We start from the raw sequence: 23,802 nt of genomic DNA, 5'->3' as shown, positions 1-23,802 counted from the left end.
ATTTGCTATATCGTAACACGAGATAGAGATTATATCCACCAATTATGATATTATTAAAAAAAATATCTTTTTCAAAATTCTGGCAGGCCATGGAGCCTATATCCGAACATTATTTTAATTTGTGAAAGTCAATTGAAGGAAAGAGGAGGGATTCTATTGCCTCAAGAGATCAATATGCAATGGGTTACGAGTCTTTGTATTCATTACGAGATTGGAGAGCCGCTCATTCAGCCAAGTCCGGTCACTGGCGGTTTGCTTCATCACATGTGGAAGCTCAGCACAACAGAAGGGCAATTCGCCTTGAAAATATTAAACCCTGAAATTATGTCAAGAGCAGGTGTATTGTCCAACTATTTGCTCTCGGAGCGTATTGCAGCAGCCGCAGCAAGTGCAGGTATACCTGTCGTCTTAGCAAAGACGGTTAATAATGACATCATTACTCAGGTTTCTGGTGTGGATGTTATGCTATTTGATTGGATTGATGGAGCTGTCATTACTCCTGCTGATTGCCGCAGGGAACACGCAAGTATAATTGGAGCTTTGCTTCATAAGATTCACAATTTGAAATTCGAGGAGCAGCATAGTCCACTATGGACCTCCTTCGGGCAGGACTACTTCAGGAATTTGATAGATGATGGACTCAGGTCAGCGACGCCATGGGCGCAGCAGATGGATGCTGGATTCAATGACTTGTTAGAATGGAATCATCAGTATCAGCAAGCCAGCCAGATGTTGAACGATAGCCAGTGCTTCAGCCATCGCGATTTGAATCCGAAAAACGTCGTTTGGAGGGACGGTCTTCATCCGCATATTATTGACTGGGAAGCAGCTGGTTCAACAAATCCAACAATGGAGCTGCTTGATGCTGCCTTAAGCTGGAGCGGGATTGATACGGGACACGTCAATAAAGAGACTTTTATGACGATGCTAGGCTCATATCAAAAGGCCGGCGGGACAGAGCTAACGCATGTGAAGGAAGCTTTCTACGGCAGAATGGGCAGTATGCTCGAATGGCTGGAGTACAATATGAGACGTTCGCTGCACACAGATATTTTCGGTGAGTCGGAGCAGCAGCTTGGCAATGAGCAGGTGCTGTTGACCTTCTCGTCCTTAAAGGAAATGTCAGCAAATATTGATGAGTGGATGGCATGGATAGAGGAGAGGGATCAGAATGAAACCAGCAATAAATAAAAAAATTATCGTCATTGCCCACCGAGGTGCGGCCGGGTATGCACCCGAGAATACGATGGCGTCGTTTCAGCTTGCGATCGAGATGAAGGCTGATTTCTTGGAACTGGATATTCAGCTTACGAAGGATGGGCAGCTTGTTGTTATTCATGATACAGAGGTTGATCGTACGAGTAATGGCAGAGGCAAAGTGCTGGACTTTACGATGGCTCAGCTGAGTGAACTGGACGCAGGAAGCTGGTTTAATGCGAAATTTGAAGGTGAACGAATGCCAACACTATCAGAGGTATTCGACTTATGCAAAGGGAAAATCGGTATCTTAATCGAGATTAAGGCGCCTTGGCTGTATCCGGGGATAGAGCAGAAGTTAGCCGAAGAGCTGCGTGCTCACGGCATGCTGGATGAAGATCCTGCTTCTATTATTGTTCAATCTTTTGATCAGAGCTCTGTGAAGCGATTTAGTGCTATTATGCCCCAGGTTCTAGTTGGTTTGCTTGTTTATCAGTCTGAAGATGTAACGGCAGAGAAGCTTCAAGAAACAGTCGTGTATGCAGATTATGTGAACCCGAGCTTGAATCTCGTTACGAAAAGTTTCATAGACACCATTCATGCTTTAGGCAAAAAAACGACGCCTTGGACGGTTCGCTCGGCAGCGGAAGTGCCGCCATTGCTCGATCTTAACGTTGATGGCATTATTACCGATTATCCTGATTATGTGAAGTGATAGGGATTGATCAGGATGTTTTGAGGGTATTACATTTATTGTAAGCCATGAGTAGATCATCTAAACTATTTAGATAAGTACACTATGAAGCGAGCTGATACGATGAAGATGGCAGGTCAAAAAATTAACCAATCCAATACGCTTTTGTTGATTTCGAGTATATATACTTCCTTGACCAAAGCGGAGAAAAAAGTAGCCGACTATGTAAAATCAAATCCCGAGGAAGCGGTTATGGCGACGGTAACCGATTTATCTGAGCAGGCGGGGGTAGGCGAAACGTCCGTTATTCGGTTTTGCCGCAAGTTAGGCTTCCGCGGCTACCAAGAGTTTAAGCTGTCTATTGCGCAGGATTTGGTCAACCGTCCGTCGTACTCGACCGTTGAAATAGAAGAAGAAGACAGCACGCTGACGAAGGCAAGAAAGATTACGCTTCGCAACGAGATGATGCTAAAAAATACGCTTGATCTAATCAATCCGGCGGATTTGGACAAAGCAGTCCATCGGATGCTCGCAGCGGACAAAATTTATATTTTTGGAGTAGGATCATCCGGTATTACAGCGCTTGATCTTCATTATAGGCTGATGCGAATTGGAATGAATGTGGAGGCGCATAGAGATTCCCATATTATCGCGATGTCTGCATCGCTCGTGAAGAAAGGGGAAGTGGTGTTTGGCATATCAACCTCGGGAAGCACGAGGGATCTGGTAGATCCGCTGCGCCAAGCGAGAGCTAATGGAGCTGAGGTCATTTGTTTGACAAGCCATATGCGTTCTCCGATTACAGCACATGCCGACACCATTTTATTGGTGCCCTCACGTGAGATGCCTACCGAAGGCGGATCTTGGTCAACAAAAATTACTCAGGTACATTTATTGGATATTTTGTGCAATTTGTTGTCTCATAAGAAAAATAATGCCACAGAAGCTTTGGAGAAGACGGCTCGCTCCGTCGTAGACAAGCTGTATTAATCGATAGGCAATCTTTCGATCATATCGCAAAGCCCATCAAAAAAGGAGACCCTCATTTGGGTCTCCTTTTTTGATGGGCTTTATAAAGATAAAGAGCGTTTATTGCCCTGCTTCGTCCTGCTTCTCCGCTGCGAAAGATTGGATGCTTTCTTTGCGGCGCTCGTTTTTGGCTTCGATCGATTGCTGCTGATCCGAAGATAATTCATCTGCAAATTCATTTAAGTACTGTTCAGCTTCTTGCAAATTTTCTTTTGTGTTGTTAATATGCTGCTGCAAATGAGCGGCATTATCTTCTCTGTTGTCTGGTTTAGCCATTTGTAAACCTACTCTCTGTACAATAGTCCTGATTAAGATGTCCGACAAGCACCGAAATTATGCCAATAGAGAGCGTTGACAGCTAATGTTTAAATTTTCTGACAATATAGAATAAAGGCATATTTTTTTAATATATAAATTAATAGTGGAGAAAAAATCCGTTGTGTGATAGCTTAAAAAAGGATTCACCCGATAAAGGACGAACCTTTTAAAATACGACTTTTCCAAACAGATTTTTAGAAGAATTTTAAATAAAAGAATTTTCTTTCAGAAAAAATAAAATTATTGAAAAATTCCTCCAGTGATGATATGTTGTAAACAGGAAAGATCATCACTTTCTGGAAGGATTTATAGCATCTCATTATTGGTGGACTACCATGACAATCACATAAAAAGTAAGCCGAAACCTTCCAAGTAAGTGGGGCATGAAGGCATCGATGCGGGGTTGGAACTTGAACTGATAACAGGGAGGGATGACCAAACAGCAGTTGATCGCAGCAAATGTAGAGTAAGCATGAGCTCTTGCATTTCATCCATTGGAGGGGTAAAGCTATGCGGAAAATAAAATGGTTTGCAATGGTTTTATTGACGGTTACGCTCGTTTTTGTATCGGCATGCAGCAAGGGCACCAATAACGGAAGTGAGAAAGCGACGAACAAGCCTACGAATGATACGACTGTCGAAACGGCAGCTCCGACAGAAGCTCCGCCTGTAGAGCCGGTTATCGACATGAACGGCGAGACGTTAAAAATTATTCACTGGGTCGACGGACCGTCAGAGGATACGCCGGAAGGTGCAGCGACACTCGAGAAGTGGCGGGCTGCCGAGAAGAAATATAATGTGAAGATCGTATGGGAGAAGGTACCTTGGGGCGAGAACATAAAAATGGTTACAAACGCCGCGCTCTCTGGTGAGTCGGCAGCCGATATCGTACCTTTGGATTACTATTTTGCAGTGCCGGCCATCAATCAAGGATTGTTTATGCCGGTGGATGATTTCTTCAATTTTGATGATCCCAAATGGCCTGCAGGCTTGAAGCAGCACGGTGCGGTCAATGGCAAAATGTACGGCTTTACCTCCAATATCAACAACGCCTCTGGTCTCTACTACAATAAAACATTATTTGAGCGCGAAGGTCTTCCAGATCCGCATGATTTGATCGCTCAAGACAAATGGACATGGGACGCTTTCCTAGACATCGCCAAAAAAGCGACAAAAGATACGAACGGCGACGGTGTAATCGACCAATGGGGCGTCACCAATATCGTCGGAAATCTATCACGCATCTTGATTCACTCCAACAACTCCTCCTTTATTACACTCAAAAACGGCAAAAACGTCTTCAACTATGACGATCCAAACCTATTAGAAGCACTTCGATTTTTTAGTGATCTGTTTAATGTGCATAAAGTCGTCGCTCCTAACAAAAACGAGAATTTCGAGGATTACAATGAGTCGCAAACGTTATTCAACTCCGGTAAAGCCGCGATGGTGACTGGTGAAGTGTGGGAAGGCGCAACAAGAACAACAATGACCGATGAGCAAGGTTTTGTTTATTTCCCTAAAGGTCCAAAAGCAACAACATGGCAAGGCAGCATTGAAAACTACGTGCAGTTCTATATCCCTGCCATCGTTAAGAGAGCAAAAGAGAAAGCTTATATTTGGGAACAAATTCAAATGTGGGATCGCGTAGAGCCGATTAACCGCGAGGAAGCGGAGAAGCAGCTGCTTGCTGATGAAAGCGATATTGAAGTGATGCTCGATTCTCTCAAATATGCACAGCCTATTTTTCTACCGCTAGGCGGAGCTTTAAGCGATATTTCCTATTCGATTGCCAATCGCGGCGAGTCGCCAGAGACGGTGCTTGAGCGAAATAAACAAATTGCGCAGGATGCGATTGATAAGGATTTGAATACACAAACAACAACAAAGACAGCACAATAAAGGATGAGACTAGATTGATGAAACAGCATCGCAGGGAATCCCCATAAGGGATTCCCATCCTTTTATATGGACGACCATTTAAAGAGGAATGAGGGGTTCGCATGCTGAAGGTAACCAGGAAAACAAAAAGAGTGGTTGGCGCACTGCTGGCTCTGGTCCTATGCCTGACAATCGTCTCCATTTATCCTGCGAGCCGCTCCTCAGGCAGCGATCATATACTTGAGTCTACTCATGCGGCATCAGCCTTATTGGAGAAGAAATTAGCAAACCTCCCTTCAGCAGGAAATCGCTATGAAGAGTATGCAGCTGAGTATGCAAATGAGCCGCATCCATCGATCACTCAAACAATTGAAGCCGAATCCTTTGCTGCGATTGAGGGTATGAATGCTGAAAAATTGGAAGTTTACGACGGTGCCGAGACGCCAGTCGTTGAAACGGAAGATTCAGGTGTGATTCATTGGGATGTTGATGTGCCAGAAGACGGGTTATATCATATGTCTTTGCGGTATTTTCCGGTGGAAGGCAACACCTCACCCATTGAGAGAGAGCTGCGTATCGACGGTGAAGTTCCTTTTGAAGAAGCATCCAGACTTGTTTTCTCACGGGTATGGCGCAATGAGCTGGCCGAGCTGGAGCAGGATGCCAAGCAAAATGATTTACGGCCGAGACAAGTTGAAAGCCCGCAGTGGCAGGAGAGAGTATTGCGTGATGCGGAAGGTTATTATCGTGAGCCGTTCTCCTTTTATCTATCCAAAGGCCAACATCGAATTTCACTCGTTTCTCTAAGAGAACCGATGATTATAGACTATTTGAAGCTTTACCAGCAAGAAGAAATTCCTTCTTATGAGAAAGTAGCGCAAGGGTATCAAGAGCAAGGCTATAGTGCGACGAACGGCTTGTTTATTAAGCTTCAAGGCGAGGACGCCGCGTTCAAATCAAATCCCTCATTGTATCCGCTGAATGATCGCTCCAGTCCTGGCACGGAACCCTATCATGTATCAAAAATTAGAATGAATACAATCGGAGGCGTCAACTGGAAAATTCCCGGACAGTGGATTTCGTGGAACCTTGATATTCCAGAAGACGGGCTTTATGAATTTGGCCTAAGATACAAGCAAAATACGGTCAGAGGCGTCAACGTGGTTAGAGAGCTTTCCATCGACGGGAAAATTCCGTTCAAGGAGGCGGAAGCTATCCCTTTCCGTTATGACGGCTCATGGCAGATTGGAATGCCTGGCGAGGATGGCAAGCCGTATTTATTTTATTTGACCAAGGGGAAGCATGAAATCAAGCTGGAGCTGACGATGGGCGACCTCGCTGAAATTATTCGAATGGTGCGTTCCAGCATCCAGCAGCTTAACGCATTGTATCTCAAAATCATCATGATCACTTCGGCTTCACCAGACCCTCTTCGCGATTATGAGCTGGAGAAAAAAATTCCTGAGCTGCAAAAGGTGTTTAAGGAGCAGAGCGAGTTTCTTACCGCTGCAGCAGATCGGATGGATGAGCTGGTTGGCGGCACGAGCGCCAGCACGACAATCTTAAGAACAACCTCCTATCAATTGAAGGATATTGGAAGCCGTACCGAGACGTTGACCTCACGGCTCAAAGGCTTCAAGGATAATGTGACTGCCCTCGGCACTTGGCTGCTTACCGTAAATCAACAGCCGCTTGAAATCGATTATTTGTTTTTCAAATCGCAGGACGTACCTGTGCCGAAGGTCAGTACTGGAATTATCGGGAAGTCTGTACATGAAGTGATGTCCTTTGCCAGATCCTTTTCCGAAGACTATAGCCACATCAGCAACGTCAAGCAAGGAGACAAGGAAGTAACCGTGTGGATTGCAGCAGGAAGAGATCAGGCTCAGCTGCTTCGGTCTATGATTGACAACACCTTTACGCCGCAAACCGGCATTTCAGTTAATTTACAGCTCGTGAATCCAGCAGTCGTTCTGCCGGCAACGCTAGCGGGGAAAGGCCCCGATATCGCGCTGACCCAAGGCGATGTAATCAACTTTGCGATGCGGAACGCACTTCAGGATTTATCCAGCTTCCCGGAGTTTGAACAGGTTAAGGACCGGTTTATGGATAGCGCTTTCGCAAGCTTTAAGTATCAGAACGGCGTGTTTGCTTTACCAGAAACACAATCGTTCCCAATGCTTTTCTATCGCAAAGATATTTTGGAAGAGCTGCATTTGGACGTGCCGCAAACATGGGAGGATATGTACCGTATCATCCCCGAGCTCCAGAAGCACAACATGGATTTGGCGCTGCCGCAAAATATCGTGTTTGAATCAATGCTTTATCAAAATGGCGGCCAATATTACCAGAAAGACGGTATTGCAACGGATCTTGATTCAGCCATTGGCATAGAATCGTTCCAAAAGTGGACGGAGCTGTATACCAACTATAAGCTGCCAATTGAATTTGATTTCATTAATCGTTTCCGCACAGGTGAGATGCCAATTGGTATTGCGGATTATACCACGTTCAATTTCTTGACGATTTTTGCCCCGGAAATTAGAGGCCAGTGGAGTTTTGTCGCGGTTCCGGGCACGAAGAGCGAGGCGGGGACCGTTCGCCACGACACACTTAGCTCAGCTACAGGCACAGTGATGTTCAAAGACGCCAAAAATAAAGAGGCAGGCTGGGCGTTTATGAAATGGTGGACGGACACCGAGGCACAGGTCACGTTTGGGCGTGAGATGGAAGCGATATTAGGGGAATCGGCGCGATATGCAGCTGCGAATTTAGAAGCTTTGCAGCGTCTTCCATGGTCAGCAAAGGAAATGAATCAGCTGGTTGAAGAGCTGAACTGGGTCGTCGGCAGACCTGCTGTCCCAGGCGGCTATTCGCTCGATCGGCACATCTATAATGCCTTTTACGAGGTGTACACCGACGGCAGCGAACCGCGGGAAACGCTGGAAAACTATGTCCGAACGATCAATCAGGAAATTACGATCAAGCGCGAAGAATTTGATTTGCCGACAAAGTAGAAGGGAGGGGTCCATATGATTCAGCTTGTTAAAAAAAGCAAGTTAAAATTGGACAGCAAAACGCTGCGGCCGCGGTTGAATCTGAAGTGGAAGGAAGTTTCGAAGAACAAGGTTTTATATGCCATGATTGCACCGTTCTTTCTGATCTTCTTCACCTTTACCGTCCTTCCCGTCTGCTTATCGCTGCTGGTCAGCTTCACTAACTTTAATATGCTGGAGTTTCCGAAGTGGGTAGGCTGGCGCAATTACGCTCAATTGTTCGTTAGGGACGATGTGTTTCTAATCGCTCTCAAAAACACGCTGATCTTCGCCGCAATCACAGGACCTGTCAGTTATATCGCTTGTTTTGTGCTCGCGTGGATTATTAATGAGTTTCCGCCAAAGATTAGAGCTTTTGCGACGCTGGTTTTTTATGCGCCTGCCTTGTCAGGGAGCGCCTTTATCGTGTGGACGCTCTTGTTCAGCAGCGATTCCTATGGATATATCAATGCTTTCCTGCTCAAGTGGCATTTGATATTGGAGCCCATCCTTTGGCTCAAGACACCAAAATATATTCTTCCGATCATCATTATCGTACAGCTTTGGCTCAGCCTTGGAACGAGTTTTCTTGCCTTTATCGCAGGACTCCAAGGACTTGATAAAACATTATTCGAGGCAGGTGCGATCGATGGCATACGCAACCGCTGGCAGGAGCTTTGGTTCATTACGCTGCCTTCAATGAGGCCGATGCTGATGTTTGGCGCGGTCATCCAAATTACAGCTTCCTTCGGCGTTGCGGAGGTTGCGACTGCGCTCGCTGGGTTCCCAAGCGTGAAGTATGCGGGTCATACGATCGTTACGCATTTAATGGATTACGGCTCCATTCGCTTTGAGATGGGATACGCCTCAGCTATTGCGACCGTGCTGTTCGCAATGATGCTCGGCTCGAATCTCATTGTGCGTAGGCTGCTGGCGAAGGTCGGTGAGTAGCGATGATCACAATTCGTCTAAGAAAAAAAAGAATAAGCCGCTCATGGATGGGCGATGTCTTTCTGTTCTTGCTGCTTGCAGCAGTAGGTTATTTTATGGCAATGCCGCTTGTATTTGTGATCAGCAATGCATTCAAGCCGATTAACGAAATTTTGAAGTTTCCGCCTGATTTTTTGGTCAAAAATCCAACATTCACTAACTTTACGGACTTATATCATCTGCTTTCCGGCTCATGGGTGCCTTTTACTCGTTACATTTATAACACTTTTTTTATTGCAATTGTTGGTACGGTCGGTCATGTGCTCATTGCTTCCCTCGCAGCTTATCCACTGGCGAAGCGGAAATTTCCAGGAAAGGGATTCCTTTTTACCATTGTAGTCCTATCGCTAATGTTCTCAGCTACGGTTACTCAGATTACGAATTACATGACGATGTCATGGCTCGGTTTTCTGGATACCCACTGGGCGGTTATTATTCCGGCAATTGGCTCCTCGCTTGGGCTGTATCTTATGAAACAGTTTATGGAGCAAATACCGGATGCGCTGCTCGAAGCTGCACAGATTGATGGTTGCAGTGAAGTTCGCATTTTCTGGAGTGTCGTTATGCCTGTTGTCAAACCTGCATGGCTTACGCTAGTTATTTTCTCTTTCCAAGGTTTATGGGGGGCAGGCGGAGCAGCGGGCTCAATGTACATTTACAGTGAGCAGCTCAAAACCATTGATTACGCATTAAGTCAGATTCTGGCGGGAGGCATCGCACGAACGGGTCCTTCGATGGCAGCAACATTGCTGCTGCTCACCGTTCCGATTCTCATCTTTGTGCTATCGCAGAGCAGCGTTATTCAAACGATGTCAACCTCTGGCATGAAAGAATGATGGGAAAGGGGAGGCTTACGTTGAATCGATTATGTAAATTGCTGCTGCTCTTCCCACTAATGCTGATCCTGGTTGGCATTTCGGTTCCGGTCTATGCTGCGCCATACGATGGCTACAATTATTCGTGGTGGGGAGATCCTGAGCCAGCGCCTGTGCCGTACTTGCCAGTGAAGCAAATCGGCGGGGAGCAGTTAAGCTCCGGACCATTCAAATCGCCAGAGGATTTGTTCATCACCGCTGACAATGAGATCTATGTCGCGGATACAGGGAATAACCGCATCGTAGTGCTTGATGAGCAAGCAAGCGTAATTCAGACGATTGATGCTTTTGTGAATGGCAATAAAGAGGATAGCTTCTCAGCTCCGCAAGGGATCTTCGTACATTCAAATGGACATTTGTTCATTGCCGATACAGGAAATAAACGCATTGTTGAACTAACGAAGGAAGGCGAGCTGGTACGCGTCATTGGCGCTCCGGAGAGCGATGTGCTGGGCGGGAACTTTGTCTATGAGCCGATCAAGCTGGTCGGAGATTCAGCGGGTCGTTTATATGTTGTCGGAAAAGGCGTGTTCAATGGCATTATGCAGTTTGATTCCGGCGGCAAGTTCTCAGGGTTTATGGGGGTCAATAAAGTACGCTACAGTGCCGCGGATTTGTTCTGGAAGCGCGTCATGACGAAGGAGCAGCGTTCCAAAATGGTGCTCTTTATCCCTGTCGAATTCAACAACGTCGATATTGACAGTGAGGGCTTTGTTTATGCTACGACAAGCGAGGCATTCTCGGACACACCGGTTAAGCGTCTGAATCCATCTGGAACGGACGTGCTGAAGAGAACGGGCTACCAGCCCCCAAAAGGTGATATTCGATTCCGAACAGGAGGCACACGGCCCGGAACATCAGCTATTCAAAGCGTCGCGCTTGATCGAAATGGGATTTACAGCATTTTGGACAGCACGCGCGGGAGAATCTTTACGTACGACAGAGAAGGCAAGCTGATGTATATTTACGGACTGCTTGGTGAGCAGGTAGGGACGTTTAAGACGCCAACCGACATTGACATGTTAGGCGATAAGATGATTGTGCTAGATAAAGGCTTGAATCAGCTGGTCATGTTTGAGCCAACGCGCTATGGAAAGGTGATTCGAGAAGCCGTTATTAATAATGATATTGGCGAGGAAGAAAAGTCGGTCGAGAAATGGCGCGAGGCTTTGCGATTAAACAACAATCTCGAAATCGCTTATTTGGGAATCGGGAAAGCGGAGCTCAGACAAGGACATAATTACGAAGCGATGAAGCATTTTGAGCTGGGCATGCACACGCAATATTATTCACGGGCTTTTGAACGTTACCGCAAGGATTTCATGTGGGAGCATTTCGGGAAAATTGCGGCAGTAGCGATAATAGCAGTCGTTCTGCTCATCGCTGCGAGAGTGCTTATCAAGCGTAGAACAGCTGAGCCTGGCGTAGTGGGAATGGGCTGGTATACGATCTTCCATCCGTTTAATGGATTCTGGGAGCTGAAGTTCGAGCGAAAAGGTAAGATCTGGTTTGCTTTGCTGCTGCTGCTTATTCTCTCACTTCTCTACGTACTCAAAAGGCAGTTTACTGGCTTTATCTTTAATCCAACGGTCAATGCAGAGAATGTAAACGTGCTTGATGAGATTAAATTTATTGTGCTCCCATTTTTTCTATGGTGCATCGCCAACTGGTCGATGACGACGCTGATGGATGGCGAGGGGAAATTCAAAGAAATTGTAATGGCTACCGCCTATGCGCTTATTCCAGTTGTACTGATGCAAATTCCGCTCATTTTATTATCCAATGTCATTACGATTCAGGAAGGCTCGTTCTATCGATTGCTGGAGTCAATCGGCTTCTTGTGGTTTTTTGGATTGTTATTTGTCGGTATGCTTACCGTTCATCAGTATACGGTGGGGAAAACGGTCATTACGATGCTGCTAACGATGCTTGTGATGGGCATCATCATCTTCTTAGGCTTGCTTTTCTTCAGCTTAGCGCAGCAGATGCTTTCCTTCGCAGCTACGGTGTACAAAGAAGCGATGTTTAGACTAGGGGAGGGATAATGCCATGTCAAAGCACAATACACGGAAATGGGTGGCATTGTCCCTGCTTCTCGCGATGCTGTCGCTGCCCGCTTGCACATCGGGAACGGTTAACAGCACCCTCACTTCCGGGACGCCGAGTAAAGATGCCGCGGCAACGGATGCTTCGCTTCGTGCACTGGACGCATCCGCTCAAGTGGAACCTCGAATAGAAGGTCTTGATCCGGTGCTGGAGAACGATGCGCTTCGACTTTATATTAGCAAAGCTACTGCTGAAATCGCGGTCGTGGATAAAAAAAGCGGGAATACTTGGCGCTCGAATCCTGACAGCACGGAGGATAAGCTTGCTTCACCTTATTTAAAGGGGAAATTATCCTCCCAAATCTCTTTCGTTTACCTCACGAAGAGCGGTCAGAACAAGGATTATGACAGCTATAACAACAGCGTGAAATTTAATCAGTTTGAAATCAAGCAAGCGGATAATGGGGTGACGGTCACCTATCAGTTCGGTGATCCGCAGAAAGGGCTCGAGTCCATACCGCAGAAGATAAGCAAGGAGCGGTTCGAAGAAAGATTGCTGAAGCGATTGGAAGATCCAGCGGATCAAGAACAGCTGAAGGTTAGATACAAGCTAAATGAGGAGCAGGGTATTTACGAACGCCGAGAAATACCAAAAGCTGTCGTGAAAAAGCTATTGGCAATCTTTGAGAAGGCGGAATATACGGAAGAGGATTTTGCTATCGATAATGGTGAGGGAGATGGCGGTGGAGCAGCTGAAGAATCGGTTAAACCGAAATTTTCAGCAGCGATTGAATACACGTTGGATGGCAGAGATCTAATCGCTTCAGTGGATACATCGACCATCACTGAAGATACTCCGCCTTATCGGATTCATTCGATCAGTCTTCTAGAAAATTTCGGAGCTGCGGGCCAGAAGGATGACGGCTACCTCTTTCTTCCTGACGGGTCGGGAACGCTTATTAGGTTCAACACTGGAAATATTCAAGCGCAGCCTATCCTGATCCCGATATACGGTGAAGACAGCTCGATCTATGTTAATGAAAAGTTTAATACGCTTGAGCCAAACCGGTTGCCGGTATTCGGAATGAAAAAGAACGATGCTGCTTTTCTTGCCATTATTGAGCAGGGGGAAGCACTCGCCAAGCTTTCAGCGGATATAAGCGGGCGATTGCATGAGTTTAATACGATTGCTGCCCAGTTCATTATTTTGCCGAAGGACGAGGTGCGTTTAAGCAATAATGAGATCATGCACAAAACGCCAAAGGAGACGTATAAGGGGAATTTAAAAATTCGTTATTCCTTATTAAGCGGCGATGAGGCTGATTACTCGGGCATGGCAGCAAGCTATCGCACTTATCTGGAGAAGGCGGATGGGCTAACAAAGCTGAAAGCAGAAGGAGATGCGCCATTTTATATGGAGCTTGTTGGCAGCATCCCGAAAAAGAAAAACCTGTTAGGTTTTCCCTATGAGGCTCTTGTGCCTTTAACGAATTTGAAGGAAGCTGAGCAGCTCGTTGATCAGCTTCACGGCAAGCAAATACAAAATATACGGCTGAGTTACAAGGGCTGGTTTAATGAAGGCCTAAATCATACGATAGCTTCGAATATCGACATGGATAACGTGATAGGTAGCAAAGGTGATTGGAAGCGATTAGTAGAAAAGCTCCAGAAGACCGGAGGCGGGTTTTATCCGGATGCAGCCTTCCAGCATATCTATGAGAATTCCGGGAAATTTAGCCCGAGCAAAGACTCTGCCCAGTACATTTCTCGGCGCTACGCGAAAATTTATGAGTTCGATCGCGCAGCGTATTTTCGGCATAACGAGCTGTTGTCACACTATTTGTTGACTCCAAGAAAACTAAATTCAACGGTCAGCGGCTTCCTGTCTGATTTCAAGAAGCTGAATCCTGGAGCTATTTCCTTAAGGGATCTGGGCTCTGAGCTTTATTCGGATTTCCGAAGAAATGCAGAGGTGACAAGAGAGGACGCAAAACGAATCGTTACAGATCAGCTCGAAGCCATTTCGGAGATGTCTCCAAGCATAATGGTCAATGGCGGCAATGCTTATGTGCTTCCGTATGTATCGCATATTCTAAACATGCCGCAAAAAAGCAATGAATACCAGCTAGCCGGTGAGTCGATACCGTTTAACCAAATGGTGCTGCATGGTTATATCGAATATGCGGGAAAAGCATACAACATGGCTGATGAGCAAGACATTAGGGAAAGTGTACTGCGCTCGCTTGAAACGGGTTCAAATGTCTACTTTAGCTGGTTCTATGCGGAGCCGTCCGTCCTTAAGGACACTCGATTCAGTTATCTTTATTCGAATGATTATGAGCAATGGTTTGATGAGGCTGTCGACGCTTATGGCGAAGTGAATGCAGTGCTGCGGCAGGTCCGCGGTCAGAGCATGATCAAGCACGAAAAGCTGGCGGAACGCACTTACAAAACCGTATATGAGAGTGGCTTGACGGTATACGTAAATTACAGCGATGCCGTTGTGCATACGGATGGTGTGACCATTGAAGCCCATGATTACATCGTTAAGGGGGGATAAGGATGTCGAAGAGACGAACACTGAGCTTGGAGCGCAAAAAGGAAATTTACGGCGTGTTGTTCGTAACCCCTTGGCTGCTTGGATTCGTACTATTGATGGTTATCCCATTCGTCCAGTCGCTTCAATTCAGCTTCCATAAGCTGACGCTTAATTCGGAAGGCTACTCGCTTCAATACGTCGGCCTTGAAAATTATCGCAACATCTTTTTCGTTGATGCGTGGTACGTTCGTTCCTTAACGGAAGCCGTTACGGTGATGGCATTAAACGTACCGCTCATTATTTTTTTCAGCTTATTTACAGCCACATTATTGGTGCAGAAATTCAGAGGGAGAATGCTTGCGAGAGCGATCATATTCCTGCCAGTCGTGTTAGCCTCAGGGGTTATAGCTAAGCTTGATAACGGCAATTTTCTTGCTCAAATGATCGGCTCCGCTTCAACCGACATGGAGGGCAACTATTCTGGACTGCGAAGCATTGAGCTTAGGCCGCTGTTATTCCAAGCCGGTCTTAGCCGGGACATTGTGGAGTATTTGACGAGTGCGGTTGATCGAATCTACCAGATCATCAGCTCGTCTGGCGTCCAGATACTCATTTTTTTAGCGGGGCTGCAGTCGATCTCGCCTTCTCTTTATGAAGCGGCGAAGATGGAAGGGGCCACAGGTTATGAAGCCTTCTGGAAAATAACTTTTCCCATGATTTCGCCGCTCATTCTGACGAATGTGGTGTATACCATCATCGATTCCTTCTATGACAATAAAATGACGCAAATGATTCAGGACGCCGCTTTTGGTCGATTGGACTTTGGCGTTAGCTCGGCGATGTCGTGGATTTACTTTCTAGTCATCTCGATCATTCTAGTCGTATCGACGTATCTGATTTCGAAGCGTGTATTCTATTATGACTAACAAGGAGGAAGAGATATGGAAGCTGAGACGAAGGTGAAGAGCCGCATCTCGGACTCTGCCTTAGTGCGGGCCGCAACGAGCTGGTACGATCGCCATAGCCCAGTTGAAAAAGCGAAGCATTGGCTTTGGATATTCATCCGTTCCGTACTCATCGTCGGGATTTGTTTTATCATTTTGTATCCGATCATTACGAAGCTGTCCATCGCGTTGCGCGACAAGCAGGATATGTTCGATGCAACCGTCGTATGGCTGCCGCGGCATTTTACACTGGATAATATCAAAATCGTCATGGGTTATTTAAAATATTCGGAATCCGTCACTAACACGCTGCTGCTTAGCCTTGGGACGTCGCTGCTTCAACTCGCTTCCTGCGCACTGGCTGGTTATGGCTTTGCAAGGCTCAAGTTCCGGGGCAGCGCCATTTTGTTCGGAGTCGTCATCTTCACCATCGTTGTGCCGCCGCAAACGATTATGGTTCCTACGTATTTGCATTATCGCTTTTTTGATGTGTTTGGGCTCTATCATCTGTTCACAGGAAAAGATGGCGTGAATCTGCTGGAGAGCTTCTGGCCTTTCTTTATTTCTTCGGGGCTTGCGATGGGCTTGAAAAACGGTCTGTATATTTATATTTTCCGTCAATTTTTCCGCTCGCTGCCGAAGGATTTGGAGGAGGCCGCCTATGTGGACGGAGCGGGCATTCCGGGTACCTTTGCAAGAGTCATGCTGCCTAATGCTGTACCTGCGATAGCTACGGTCATGCTGTTCTCGTTCATCTGGCAATGGAATGACAGCTACTTTGTAAATCTCTTTGCGCCAAATTATACCCTTCTAGCAAGAATGCTCGATTTACTGCCTGGCGCTGTTCGACCCGAATATGTTGGAGGTATTTCTCATACATCTTTATATTTGAACACTGGTACACTGCTCGGCATTTTGCCGATCTTCATTCTTTATTTATTCGCGCAAAGATACTTTGTAGAAAGCGTAGAGCGCACAGGATTGGTAGGCTAGCGCTTATTCGGGCAACCGTACTTACGATTGGAGGGTTCTGCAATGAACGATGCCATAGGAGTAGATAGCGAGGGGCTCTTGGATAAGCAGGTGACCCTATGATCCCACCATTAATTGCCGGACTAAAAAAAGGATTTATCGTATCCTGTCAGGCGCTTGAGCATGAGCCATTGTACGGCTCCGATATTATGGCTGCGATGGCAGCGGCAGCGGAATCCGGAGGGGCATCAGCTATTCGTGCCAATACGCCGCAGGATATTGCCGCTATCAAACGCAAATGCAAGATTCCGGTTATCGGACTATATAAAAAACATTATCCCGATAGCGATGTCTACATTACTCCAACCTTGCTAGAGGTAGGGGAAGTGATCCGAGCGGGTGCTGATATCGTGGCTATAGACTGCACTTCCATGCCGAGGCCAAGAAACGAGAAGCTGGATCATGTCATTGCTGCTATTCGCAAAAATTTCCCAAATACGCTGATCATGGCGGATATTTCTACTTTTGAGGAAGGCGTTTCTGCTATGAAGCTTGGCGTAGATGTCGTCTCTACGACGATGTCGGGTTATACGCCACAAAGTCCGAAGCAGCAAACCCCTGATTTTGAGTTAATCGGGAAATTAGCTGCGCTTGGTCAGACACCGATTTTTGCGGAAGGAAGAATATGGTCGATCGAGGATTGCTTGCGCTGCTTTGACGCTGGCGCGCACGCTGTTGTAATCGGAACTGCTATTACAAGGCCGCAAGAGGTTGTGAGACGTTTTGTAACGAGCATCAAGTAATGAGTAGGAGGCAGCGATATGGTGCGATCGGATAGTGGCGCTTTTCTTCGTTCAGGGGAACAAACGGCAGGAATAAACAATCTGATGTTGTTTTATAACGGTCATTATAAAAACGATGCGGGCGTATGGAGGAAAGAGCAATTTATACCCTATATCAGCTACATCGATGCTGAAGGCAAGCCGCTCGAATGGCTGTTTGACGGAGCTTTATTTCTAGCCAAGTGGTCTCATTCATCAAATGGATTTGAAGAATCAGAGGAGCATCCAAACGATCAAAAAGACTGGCAATGGTACTTGGATAAAACCTTTGCGGAATCAGGTGAACTTTCGGCTTTAAATGAAGCGATGGAGGAGGTAGCGCTGCTTCTAGCAGACTCAGAGCATAAAATGAAGGTTGTGCTCATGATTCCCTATCCAGCACCGAATCAGCAAAACTTTGGAGCAATAAGCGATGATAGCAACTCGCTTTGCTTCGATCATACGATTGTTTCTGCAGTGGAAGCGACTCGAAATAAACAAAAAGCGCTTGAGTGGTATATTGGTCAACTGCTAGAGCGCTGGGAGAGTGCTGACTTGCCCTTTCTCGAGCTGAAGGCGCTCTATTGGATGAATGAAGCAGTGAATACGAGCGTTCCCTACGAGGAAGGGCTGATTGGCTGGACGGGAGATATGGTTCGCGCGAAAGGGCTGAAATTTTTCTGGATTCCCTATTACAGGGCCAGCTTGTATTGGAAATGGAAGGAGCTAGGCTTTGACGCAGCAGCTATGCAGCCTAATCACTTTTTTACTAAGACAGGCGAATCGAGAGTCGGGATCGCAGCCAACATGGCCAAACAAGCCGGCATGGGCGTAGAGATCGAGGTCGATTCTCGGGTTTTTGAAAGCAATGGCGATTTCCGCGAAAAATATGAAAATTATTTGGCAGGCGGCGCGAGATATGGTTATAGCGGGGATGTATTTAAAGGTTATTATCAAGACGTTAAGCTGCTCTTTGATGCAGCATATGCGGCTGAACCGGAGAAAAGGGACATTTATGATTTGACCTATCAATTTATAAAGGGGCGTTATAAACGATGACAAAAGTGAATATTGGCGTGATCGGGGCAGGCTCTATTTCGGAGGTTCATCTGAATGCGTATGCAGGCAATCCAGAAGTTAACCTCTATGCCATATGTGATTTAAATGAAGAACGTGCCCAAAACAAAGCGACTAGATTTGGCGCGCAGAAGGTGTTCACGGACTACCGCGAGCTGCTTGCTGATCCAGCAATCGATGCAGTAAGCATTTGCACATGGAACAACACGCATGCTGAAATTAGCATTGCTGCCGTAGAAGCCGGCAAGCATGTGCTCGTGGAGAAGCCGCTTTGCAAAACCGTTGCAGAAGCGGAGCGGGTAGAGCAAGCGGTGAAAAATAGCGGCAAGGTTTTGCAGGTTGGTTTTGTGAGGCGCTACGGGTCGAATACGGACGTTTTGCAGCGTTTCATCAGTGCAGGTGAGCTCGGCAGCATTTATTATGCAAAGGCGACTTGTTTGCGAAGGTTAGGGAATCCAGGTGGTTGGTTCTCTGACAAGGAGCGTTCGGGCGGGGGGCCTTTAATCGATCTTGGCGTACACATCATTGATTTATGCTGGTACTTAATGGGCAAGCCGAAAGTAAAGTCGATCAGCGGCAATACCTATCGTCAGCTTGGGAATCGGGCAAATGTCCAAAATCTATCGTTTTACAAAGCATCCGACTATGATTCCAGCAAAAACACCGTTGAGGATCTGGCAAACGCGCTTATCCGTTTCGACAACGGGGCATCACTTTTGGTTGATGTAAGCTTTACGCTGCATGCCAAAAAAGATGAGATTACCGTCAAAATTTTTGGTGACAAGGGAGGCGCCGAAATCGAGCCGGAGTTGTTCATCGTTGCGGAGAAACATGATACGATTCTGAACATTACGCCGCAGGTTGACCAGCTAGGCTTTGATTTCGCCAGCGGATTCCAAAACGAAATCAACCATTTCATCGACAGCTGTCTCGGACGAAAAGAGACATTAAGTCCAGTACAAGATGGTCTTGAGGTGATGAAAATGCTGTGCGGCATATACGAATCAGCAGAGAAGGGTGAAGAAATTCAGTTCAGCTGAGCTTTAAAGGATTATTAAAAATGCTGTTCCATCGGGCAAGCCTAGGAACAGCATTTTCATATCTGATGTTGATGGCTTACGAGCGCTGTGTTATAAGGATAAATCGACTTCAAACATGCGATTCCAAGGGAGATCGGCTTTTAATTCGTCGATCCTGCCCTCAGCGAGTTCAGCTAAATAATCATTGCAGAAGCGCTGCAGCTTTTGGGTGATGAGCTGAGATACATGCTCTTTAACTTGGCTCACATCGAAGTAGTTGGCTCCGAGCTCTGGCAAGTGATGAGCGACTTCCTGTCTTATGATCGTTTGATAGCCCCAATCTTCAATCAAACGATAAAGCATGAAATGTTCGCTCATCTGTGTACTTGATTCTTGGTTATTGCTTTGTTGGCGATAGTAGGAAGCTACGATGGCATGCGCTATCACTGTTCCGAGTGTATTGCCGGACGTATTCCAGCCGGCGTAAGCGGAGAGGCGGGAAATTAGGTTTTTCTTGGATAACAGCTTTAAGAGGCTATTATCGGCGCCATTGCATGAAGCGACATCCGCCAGTGCGACCATGCAGCCTTTATTAGCTATCGCTTCAATCGCCATAACGAATTCAGCTATATGTACCTCAGAGAAGTAGGAACGGTGACGATCCCGGTATAAATTTGGTGATTCAGCTACATCATGCGAAGACACTGGAGGAGAATGTACCATGAGTACAAAATCGGCTGTCATCGAGGAATCACCCATGAAGGCGCCTCCTGAAGTTAAGTGAGATTTTATGCTTTCATTCAGACTGCGATCCTCGTATTTCGGAATGATCGTTGGCCCAAGTGTCGAGGAGTAACGAACAAAAACTTCAGGTTGGTATTTTTTGATCGTGCAAAACACCTTGGCAAATAAGATGCTTCCTATTTCGTCAGCACCAGGGTAGATTAGCGCATTATCCATGAGATTGTACTCCTCTACCGAGATAAGAAGTTTACGCTGCTCCATCGGACTGAAGCCGTATTTCGAATTATCGTCCAGAGGAATAACAAGATGATCAATGATGCCGGATTGTACGAGTGTAATAATATGCTCATTTACTTGTGAGTTCGTTTCTCTGCGCTTTAGAAAGTCATTTAGAATGGCGCTTGGTATAGTGCTATGAAGCTGAAGCCATTCGTTTTGTTCATCATCGTTCAGCAGCTCGGAAGTCTGCTTGTCTTTTAACCAGCCATAGCGATAAATCGAGTGTCCATAATGCGCGTAATAATCAGGCTCCTCGTCACTGCTGTTGTAAGCTGGAGCTCTCATAATTAAATTGAACGCATAAATGTGAAGTGCGGGATTGCGCTGCTTCAGCTGCTCAAGCAGTTGAAGACGTTCCATGCATGCTTGAAGCGATAATTGATGCAGACGGGAAGGAACAATGCCGCCGTAAACGAGCATATCAACGGAAAGTATCAAATAGTCTGCATTAGCAGCTTGCTGCAACAGCCAGTCATGTACCCCTTCATAGCGGGCAGGCTGTTTCTTACTTCCGAGCAATTCTAGTGGCGGAGCGACGAGCGAGAGATCGCTGATTGCAGCTATCATTTGTGGGAATTTTGCATTGCAAGGACGTTCGTCTAGCGGAAGGTAAACGACTTTACTCATACAATGACCTCCATTTATGGATAAATGATGAATTACACCTATTATACATCAAGCTGAGTAAATGGAATATTTTTTTATAAAAATAATTTAAAAAGGATTTTTTCTCTAAATGGGTCATAAAAATTGGATTATGAGATCTCATATCAGGTGTTGAATGATCAATTTTGAGGCGTGTTCTCGTTTTACTAGAAAGTCTTAATTGTGATGATTGGAGGATTTATTCTAAAAAATAAGAGTAAATAAAAAAATATCCCGTTATTAATAAATAGGTGGTAAACTACAAGTGAAATTGGAAAAAGGAGGTATAAATGGTTGTCTACGTTGTTTAAGGACTCATTTCGCAACCAAGCCGTTTCTGGTCCTAGCATCCAGATTGATCCCTCATTTCCTTATTATCAGCAAAGGTCGCCAGAGAGTATTGTTGAAGAAATTATGCTTGCAGGGTATCAAAGCGTCCATTATTTTGTTGTAAATGAACATGTCATTCAGAAGGACTTGCTGCACGCTTTCCGTCAAAATGGAATTCCGGTGTGGGCGATGGTGATTGGAAACGGTACCTTCTCTACCGATAGGTTCCCAGAAGAATGGCCTTCTTGGCAGATGAAGCTGCTTAAGGAGCCGAATGACGGCTTCTGGCGATTGTCGCCCTTTAGTGAAGGCTACGTGCAGTGGAAAAAATCAGCGATGGCTAAGCTTGTGACGGAGTATCCTTTCGACGGGATAGAAATTGCCGAACCGTATTTCCCAGAGTGGGGCGGGATTGAGAGAGGGGTATACGGTGATGTTGGGCCGCTTGCTCAGTCGGCGTTCCGAGCACACTACGGCGTGGATATGCCCGATTTTACAAATGCTGCTGCTCCTAACTATTACCTTCGGGATGTTCAAACCTACAACAAGTGGATCGAGTTCCGTGTAGAAGCAGTTAATGGCTTTATAAATGAAATGGTAAATGGAGAAGGAGGCGTTCGCGAGGTTAGGCCAGATATCGTTGTTGCCACTTGGTCGCTTGCGATAAATGCAGGACAGGATAGCGTTGAACGACTCCGTGAAGACCAAGGCCTTGATGCTCCATCGATGATTGAAAAGGTTAAGCCGGATATCCATTTCTTGCAAACGCATTGGCCCGATTGGCTGCGTGGAGATCTGCCAGCTGATTACGTTAAAGGCTACCAGCCTTTTGTCGATCAGATCAAGGAGCGATTTCCCGAGCTGCCATTAGCCGTTCAGGCGGATATCGGTTCTGCACAACCAATGATTAAAAGCGGGGAATGGCTGGAGACATTCAGTCAGACGGCTTTTGCGCTCGGATATGCATCTTGGACAGCTTATGAGTATCATACAGGCGGATATATGTATGATCAAAAGCCGTTTCCCATGCTTACTGAACGGAGAAGCAGAAACGAAATTGTGATTTCTTTCAATAAACGGATTGACGAACACTCGGCTATGAATGATTCCTGCTACAAGCTTTGGGATAACGGCGCTTCTATTTCTCTGGTATGGGATAGTATAGCGGTTGATGGAAATAGAGTTATTCTTCGTTCGGAACAGCTGCCGGCAGCTTCATTTGTGCTAGAGCTAAGTGATATTCGTGATACGCCGGAGAGATGGTTGTTTAAGGATAGGCCTGCAAATGTGATTCCAAATGGTACGAGATTGTCCATTCTAGGAGTTTATTGAGCAAGAACGCAGCAATCATTACTCATGGGGAGTGAAGATGATTATATGCAAAATATTCATATTGGTTTTATAGGTACTGGCGGTATCGCGCAGCTTCATGCTGGTCAGATGCAAGCGCTGGAAGGCGTGGAAATCGTTGCAGTGGCAGACCCAAATGAACAGTCTGCTCTGCAGTTTCTATCCACATTCCATTTGTCCAATACCCGTCGATACGCAGGCCATAAAGAAATGCTCGAAGAAGGCGGCTTGGATGCCGTTATTATATGCTCACCGCATACTTTGCATTATGCCCAAGCGCTTGATGTATTGAACGCAGGCTGCCATGTCTTGATTGAGAAGCCGATGACCTGCACCTCCCAAGAAGCTGAACAATTAATAAATGCTGCAGAGGCAAATTCGAGGCTGCTTCAGGTTTCCTACCAAAGACATTTCCAACCGGAGTTTATCTTTATTCGCCAAGCGATAGCTGATGGCGTAATTGGCAAGCTAAGCTCGATTAACGCAACGCTCTATCAGGATTGGAAACGCAGCCAAACAGGCACATGGCGACAAAATGCTGCGCTTTCTGGTGGCGGTATGCTAATGGATTCAGGCAGCCATATTATTGACGTTCTGTTATGGACAACAGGCCTTACGCCGCTTGAGGTGAAGTCGACGCTAAGCAGCCACGGTGCACCGGTGGAAATCGATTCTTTTACGAGCATCACCTTTGAAGAGGGTGCGATTGCTGCGCTGAACATTATTGGTTATGTACCGGGCTATAAGGAATTCTATTCCTTCTGCGGCGATTTAGGTGTGATCTATCTCGAGAATGGCAGAATTGAAATTTCAACCTATAAGGATGGCGTTCTGCCAGTTCAGCTGCCAGCTCAAAGCACCAATCAGGATAAAAGCTTCATTGATGCGATCAGAGGAGAACATGAAATATTGGTGTCGGGAGAATATGCTAGGAAGGTTATCCAATTGACTGAAGCAATATATCGTTCAGCAGACTATCAAGTTTGATTTGGCACTTCTATTATCTATGAGGAGCGTG

At 46.1% G+C, this 23,802-nt stretch carries 18 protein-coding genes; 16 read left to right on the top strand and 2 right to left on the bottom strand.

Features of this window, described 5'->3' with window-relative positions:
- Positions 1–156 precede the first annotated feature (156 nt).
- The 3 genes from BK120_RS23980 to BK120_RS23970 all read left to right on the top strand — a co-directional run bounded on the left by BK120_RS23980 (position 157) and on the right by BK120_RS23970 (position 2,881).
- Complete coding sequence (locus BK120_RS23980; protein WP_076270032.1) at positions 157–1,191, top strand: phosphotransferase; 1,035 nt, start codon at positions 157–159, stop codon at positions 1,189–1,191.
- Positions 1,172–1,912 carry a glycerophosphodiester phosphodiesterase gene (locus tag BK120_RS23975; RefSeq protein WP_076270031.1) on the top strand — a complete coding sequence of 247 codons (741 nt, stop codon included), beginning with the start codon at positions 1,172–1,174 and terminating at the stop codon, positions 1,910–1,912. The genes BK120_RS23980 and BK120_RS23975 overlap by 20 nt, the downstream gene beginning before the upstream one ends.
- A 102-nt stretch (positions 1,913–2,014) precedes the next feature.
- Positions 2,015–2,881 (top strand): MurR/RpiR family transcriptional regulator, encoded by an 867-nt coding sequence (locus tag BK120_RS23970; protein ID WP_076270167.1) that lies wholly within the window; start codon positions 2,015–2,017, stop codon positions 2,879–2,881.
- Positions 2,882–2,980: 99 nt separating this feature from the next.
- Here the strand turns inward: BK120_RS23970 and tlp are convergent, their stop codons facing one another.
- Positions 2,981–3,196, bottom strand: a complete 216-nt coding sequence (tlp, locus tag BK120_RS23965; protein WP_076270030.1) for a small acid-soluble spore protein Tlp — start codon at positions 3,194–3,196, stop codon at positions 2,981–2,983.
- Positions 3,197–3,748: 552 nt separating this feature from the next.
- On the opposite strand from tlp, the gene BK120_RS23960 reads away from it, so the two are divergent.
- The 11 genes from BK120_RS23960 to BK120_RS23910 all read left to right on the top strand — a co-directional run bounded on the left by BK120_RS23960 (position 3,749) and on the right by BK120_RS23910 (position 19,457).
- On the top strand, positions 3,749–5,140 hold the full coding sequence (locus BK120_RS23960; protein ID WP_076270029.1) for an ABC transporter substrate-binding protein: 1,392 nt from the start codon (positions 3,749–3,751) through the stop codon (positions 5,138–5,140).
- Between the two features lie 101 nt (positions 5,141–5,241).
- Positions 5,242–8,136, top strand: coding sequence for an extracellular solute-binding protein (locus tag BK120_RS23955; RefSeq protein WP_076270028.1), 2,895 nt, complete (start codon positions 5,242–5,244; stop codon positions 8,134–8,136).
- Between the two features lie 15 nt (positions 8,137–8,151).
- Positions 8,152–9,105, top strand: coding sequence for a carbohydrate ABC transporter permease (locus tag BK120_RS23950; RefSeq protein ID WP_144376841.1), 954 nt, complete (start codon positions 8,152–8,154; stop codon positions 9,103–9,105).
- Between the two features lie 2 nt (positions 9,106–9,107).
- On the top strand, positions 9,108–9,980 hold the full coding sequence (locus BK120_RS23945) for a carbohydrate ABC transporter permease (RefSeq protein WP_076270027.1): 873 nt from the start codon (positions 9,108–9,110) through the stop codon (positions 9,978–9,980).
- Between the two features lie 20 nt (positions 9,981–10,000).
- Positions 10,001–12,064 (top strand): YIP1 family protein, encoded by a 2,064-nt coding sequence (locus BK120_RS23940; RefSeq protein ID WP_256711006.1) that lies wholly within the window; start codon positions 10,001–10,003, stop codon positions 12,062–12,064.
- Positions 12,065–12,068: 4 nt separating this feature from the next.
- Entirely contained in the window at positions 12,069–14,624 is a 2,556-nt protein-coding gene (locus BK120_RS23935; RefSeq protein WP_076270025.1) for a DUF5696 domain-containing protein, read from the top strand.
- A 2-nt stretch (positions 14,625–14,626) separates the two neighbouring features.
- Complete coding sequence (locus BK120_RS23930) at positions 14,627–15,529, top strand: carbohydrate ABC transporter permease (protein ID WP_076270024.1); 903 nt, start codon at positions 14,627–14,629, stop codon at positions 15,527–15,529.
- Between the two features lie 15 nt (positions 15,530–15,544).
- A complete protein-coding gene (locus BK120_RS23925) occupies positions 15,545–16,540 on the top strand; it encodes a carbohydrate ABC transporter permease (RefSeq protein ID WP_083682375.1) in 996 nt (331 codons plus the stop codon).
- 98 nt (positions 16,541–16,638) lie between these two features.
- Entirely contained in the window at positions 16,639–17,322 is a 684-nt protein-coding gene (locus BK120_RS23920) for an N-acetylmannosamine-6-phosphate 2-epimerase (protein ID WP_076270023.1), read from the top strand.
- Positions 17,323–17,340: 18 nt separating this feature from the next.
- Positions 17,341–18,399 carry a DUF4855 domain-containing protein gene (locus BK120_RS23915; RefSeq protein WP_076270022.1) on the top strand — a complete coding sequence of 353 codons (1,059 nt, stop codon included), beginning with the start codon at positions 17,341–17,343 and terminating at the stop codon, positions 18,397–18,399.
- On the top strand, positions 18,396–19,457 hold the full coding sequence (locus BK120_RS23910) for a Gfo/Idh/MocA family protein (protein ID WP_076270021.1): 1,062 nt from the start codon (positions 18,396–18,398) through the stop codon (positions 19,455–19,457). Before BK120_RS23915 ends, BK120_RS23910 begins: the two co-directional genes overlap by 4 nt.
- A 90-nt stretch (positions 19,458–19,547) precedes the next feature.
- Here BK120_RS23910 and BK120_RS23905 read toward each other — a convergent pair whose 3' ends face one another.
- Positions 19,548–21,086, bottom strand: a complete 1,539-nt coding sequence (locus BK120_RS23905) for a DUF4127 family protein (RefSeq protein ID WP_076270020.1) — start codon at positions 21,084–21,086, stop codon at positions 19,548–19,550.
- A 312-nt stretch (positions 21,087–21,398) separates the two neighbouring features.
- On the opposite strand from BK120_RS23905, the gene BK120_RS23900 reads away from it, so the two are divergent.
- Both BK120_RS23900 and BK120_RS23895 read left to right on the top strand, forming a co-directional pair.
- The gene (locus tag BK120_RS23900; RefSeq protein ID WP_256711005.1) at positions 21,399–22,766 is read left to right on the top strand and encodes an N-acyl-D-glucosamine 2-epimerase; all 1,368 of its coding nucleotides are present in this window, start codon (positions 21,399–21,401) and stop codon (positions 22,764–22,766) included.
- Between the two features lie 45 nt (positions 22,767–22,811).
- Entirely contained in the window at positions 22,812–23,771 is a 960-nt protein-coding gene (locus BK120_RS23895; RefSeq protein WP_076270163.1) for a Gfo/Idh/MocA family protein, read from the top strand.
- The last annotated feature ends 31 nt before the right edge of the window (positions 23,772–23,802 follow it).

Origin of the sequence: Paenibacillus sp. FSL A5-0031, assembly GCF_001956295.1 — a bacterium.
GTDB lineage: Bacteria > Bacillota > Bacilli > Paenibacillales > Paenibacillaceae > Pristimantibacillus.
The sequence above is the reverse complement of the archived record's forward strand: the minus strand, read 5'-3'. Positions and strand labels throughout refer to the sequence as shown.

Bases quoted from the DNA above. Each gene is read 5' to 3' on its own strand.
- BK120_RS23905 (WP_076270020.1), bottom strand. From the start codon at position 21,086: ATGAGTAAAGTCGTTTACCTTCCGCTAGACGAACGTCCTTGCAATGCA.
- BK120_RS23910 (WP_076270021.1), top strand. From the start codon at position 18,396: ATGACAAAAGTGAATATTGGCGTGATCGGGGCAGGCTCTATTTCGGAG.
- BK120_RS23975 (WP_076270031.1), top strand. From the start codon at position 1,172: ATGAAACCAGCAATAAATAAAAAAATTATCGTCATTGCCCACCGAGGT.
- BK120_RS23970 (WP_076270167.1), top strand. From the start codon at position 2,015: ATGAAGATGGCAGGTCAAAAAATTAACCAATCCAATACGCTTTTGTTG.
- tlp (WP_076270030.1), bottom strand. From the start codon at position 3,196: ATGGCTAAACCAGACAACAGAGAAGATAATGCCGCTCATTTGCAGCAG.
- BK120_RS23960 (WP_076270029.1), top strand. From the start codon at position 3,749: ATGCGGAAAATAAAATGGTTTGCAATGGTTTTATTGACGGTTACGCTC.
- BK120_RS23930 (WP_076270024.1), top strand. From the start codon at position 14,627: ATGTCGAAGAGACGAACACTGAGCTTGGAGCGCAAAAAGGAAATTTAC.
- BK120_RS23935 (WP_076270025.1), top strand. From the start codon at position 12,069: ATGTCAAAGCACAATACACGGAAATGGGTGGCATTGTCCCTGCTTCTC.
- BK120_RS23920 (WP_076270023.1), top strand. From the start codon at position 16,639: ATGATCCCACCATTAATTGCCGGACTAAAAAAAGGATTTATCGTATCC.
- BK120_RS23915 (WP_076270022.1), top strand. From the start codon at position 17,341: ATGGTGCGATCGGATAGTGGCGCTTTTCTTCGTTCAGGGGAACAAACG.
- BK120_RS23945 (WP_076270027.1), top strand. From the start codon at position 9,108: ATGATCACAATTCGTCTAAGAAAAAAAAGAATAAGCCGCTCATGGATG.
- BK120_RS23895 (WP_076270163.1), top strand. From the start codon at position 22,812: ATGCAAAATATTCATATTGGTTTTATAGGTACTGGCGGTATCGCGCAG.
- BK120_RS23955 (WP_076270028.1), top strand. From the start codon at position 5,242: ATGCTGAAGGTAACCAGGAAAACAAAAAGAGTGGTTGGCGCACTGCTG.
- BK120_RS23925 (WP_083682375.1), top strand. From the start codon at position 15,545: ATGGAAGCTGAGACGAAGGTGAAGAGCCGCATCTCGGACTCTGCCTTA.
- BK120_RS23950 (WP_144376841.1), top strand. From the start codon at position 8,152: ATGATTCAGCTTGTTAAAAAAAGCAAGTTAAAATTGGACAGCAAAACG.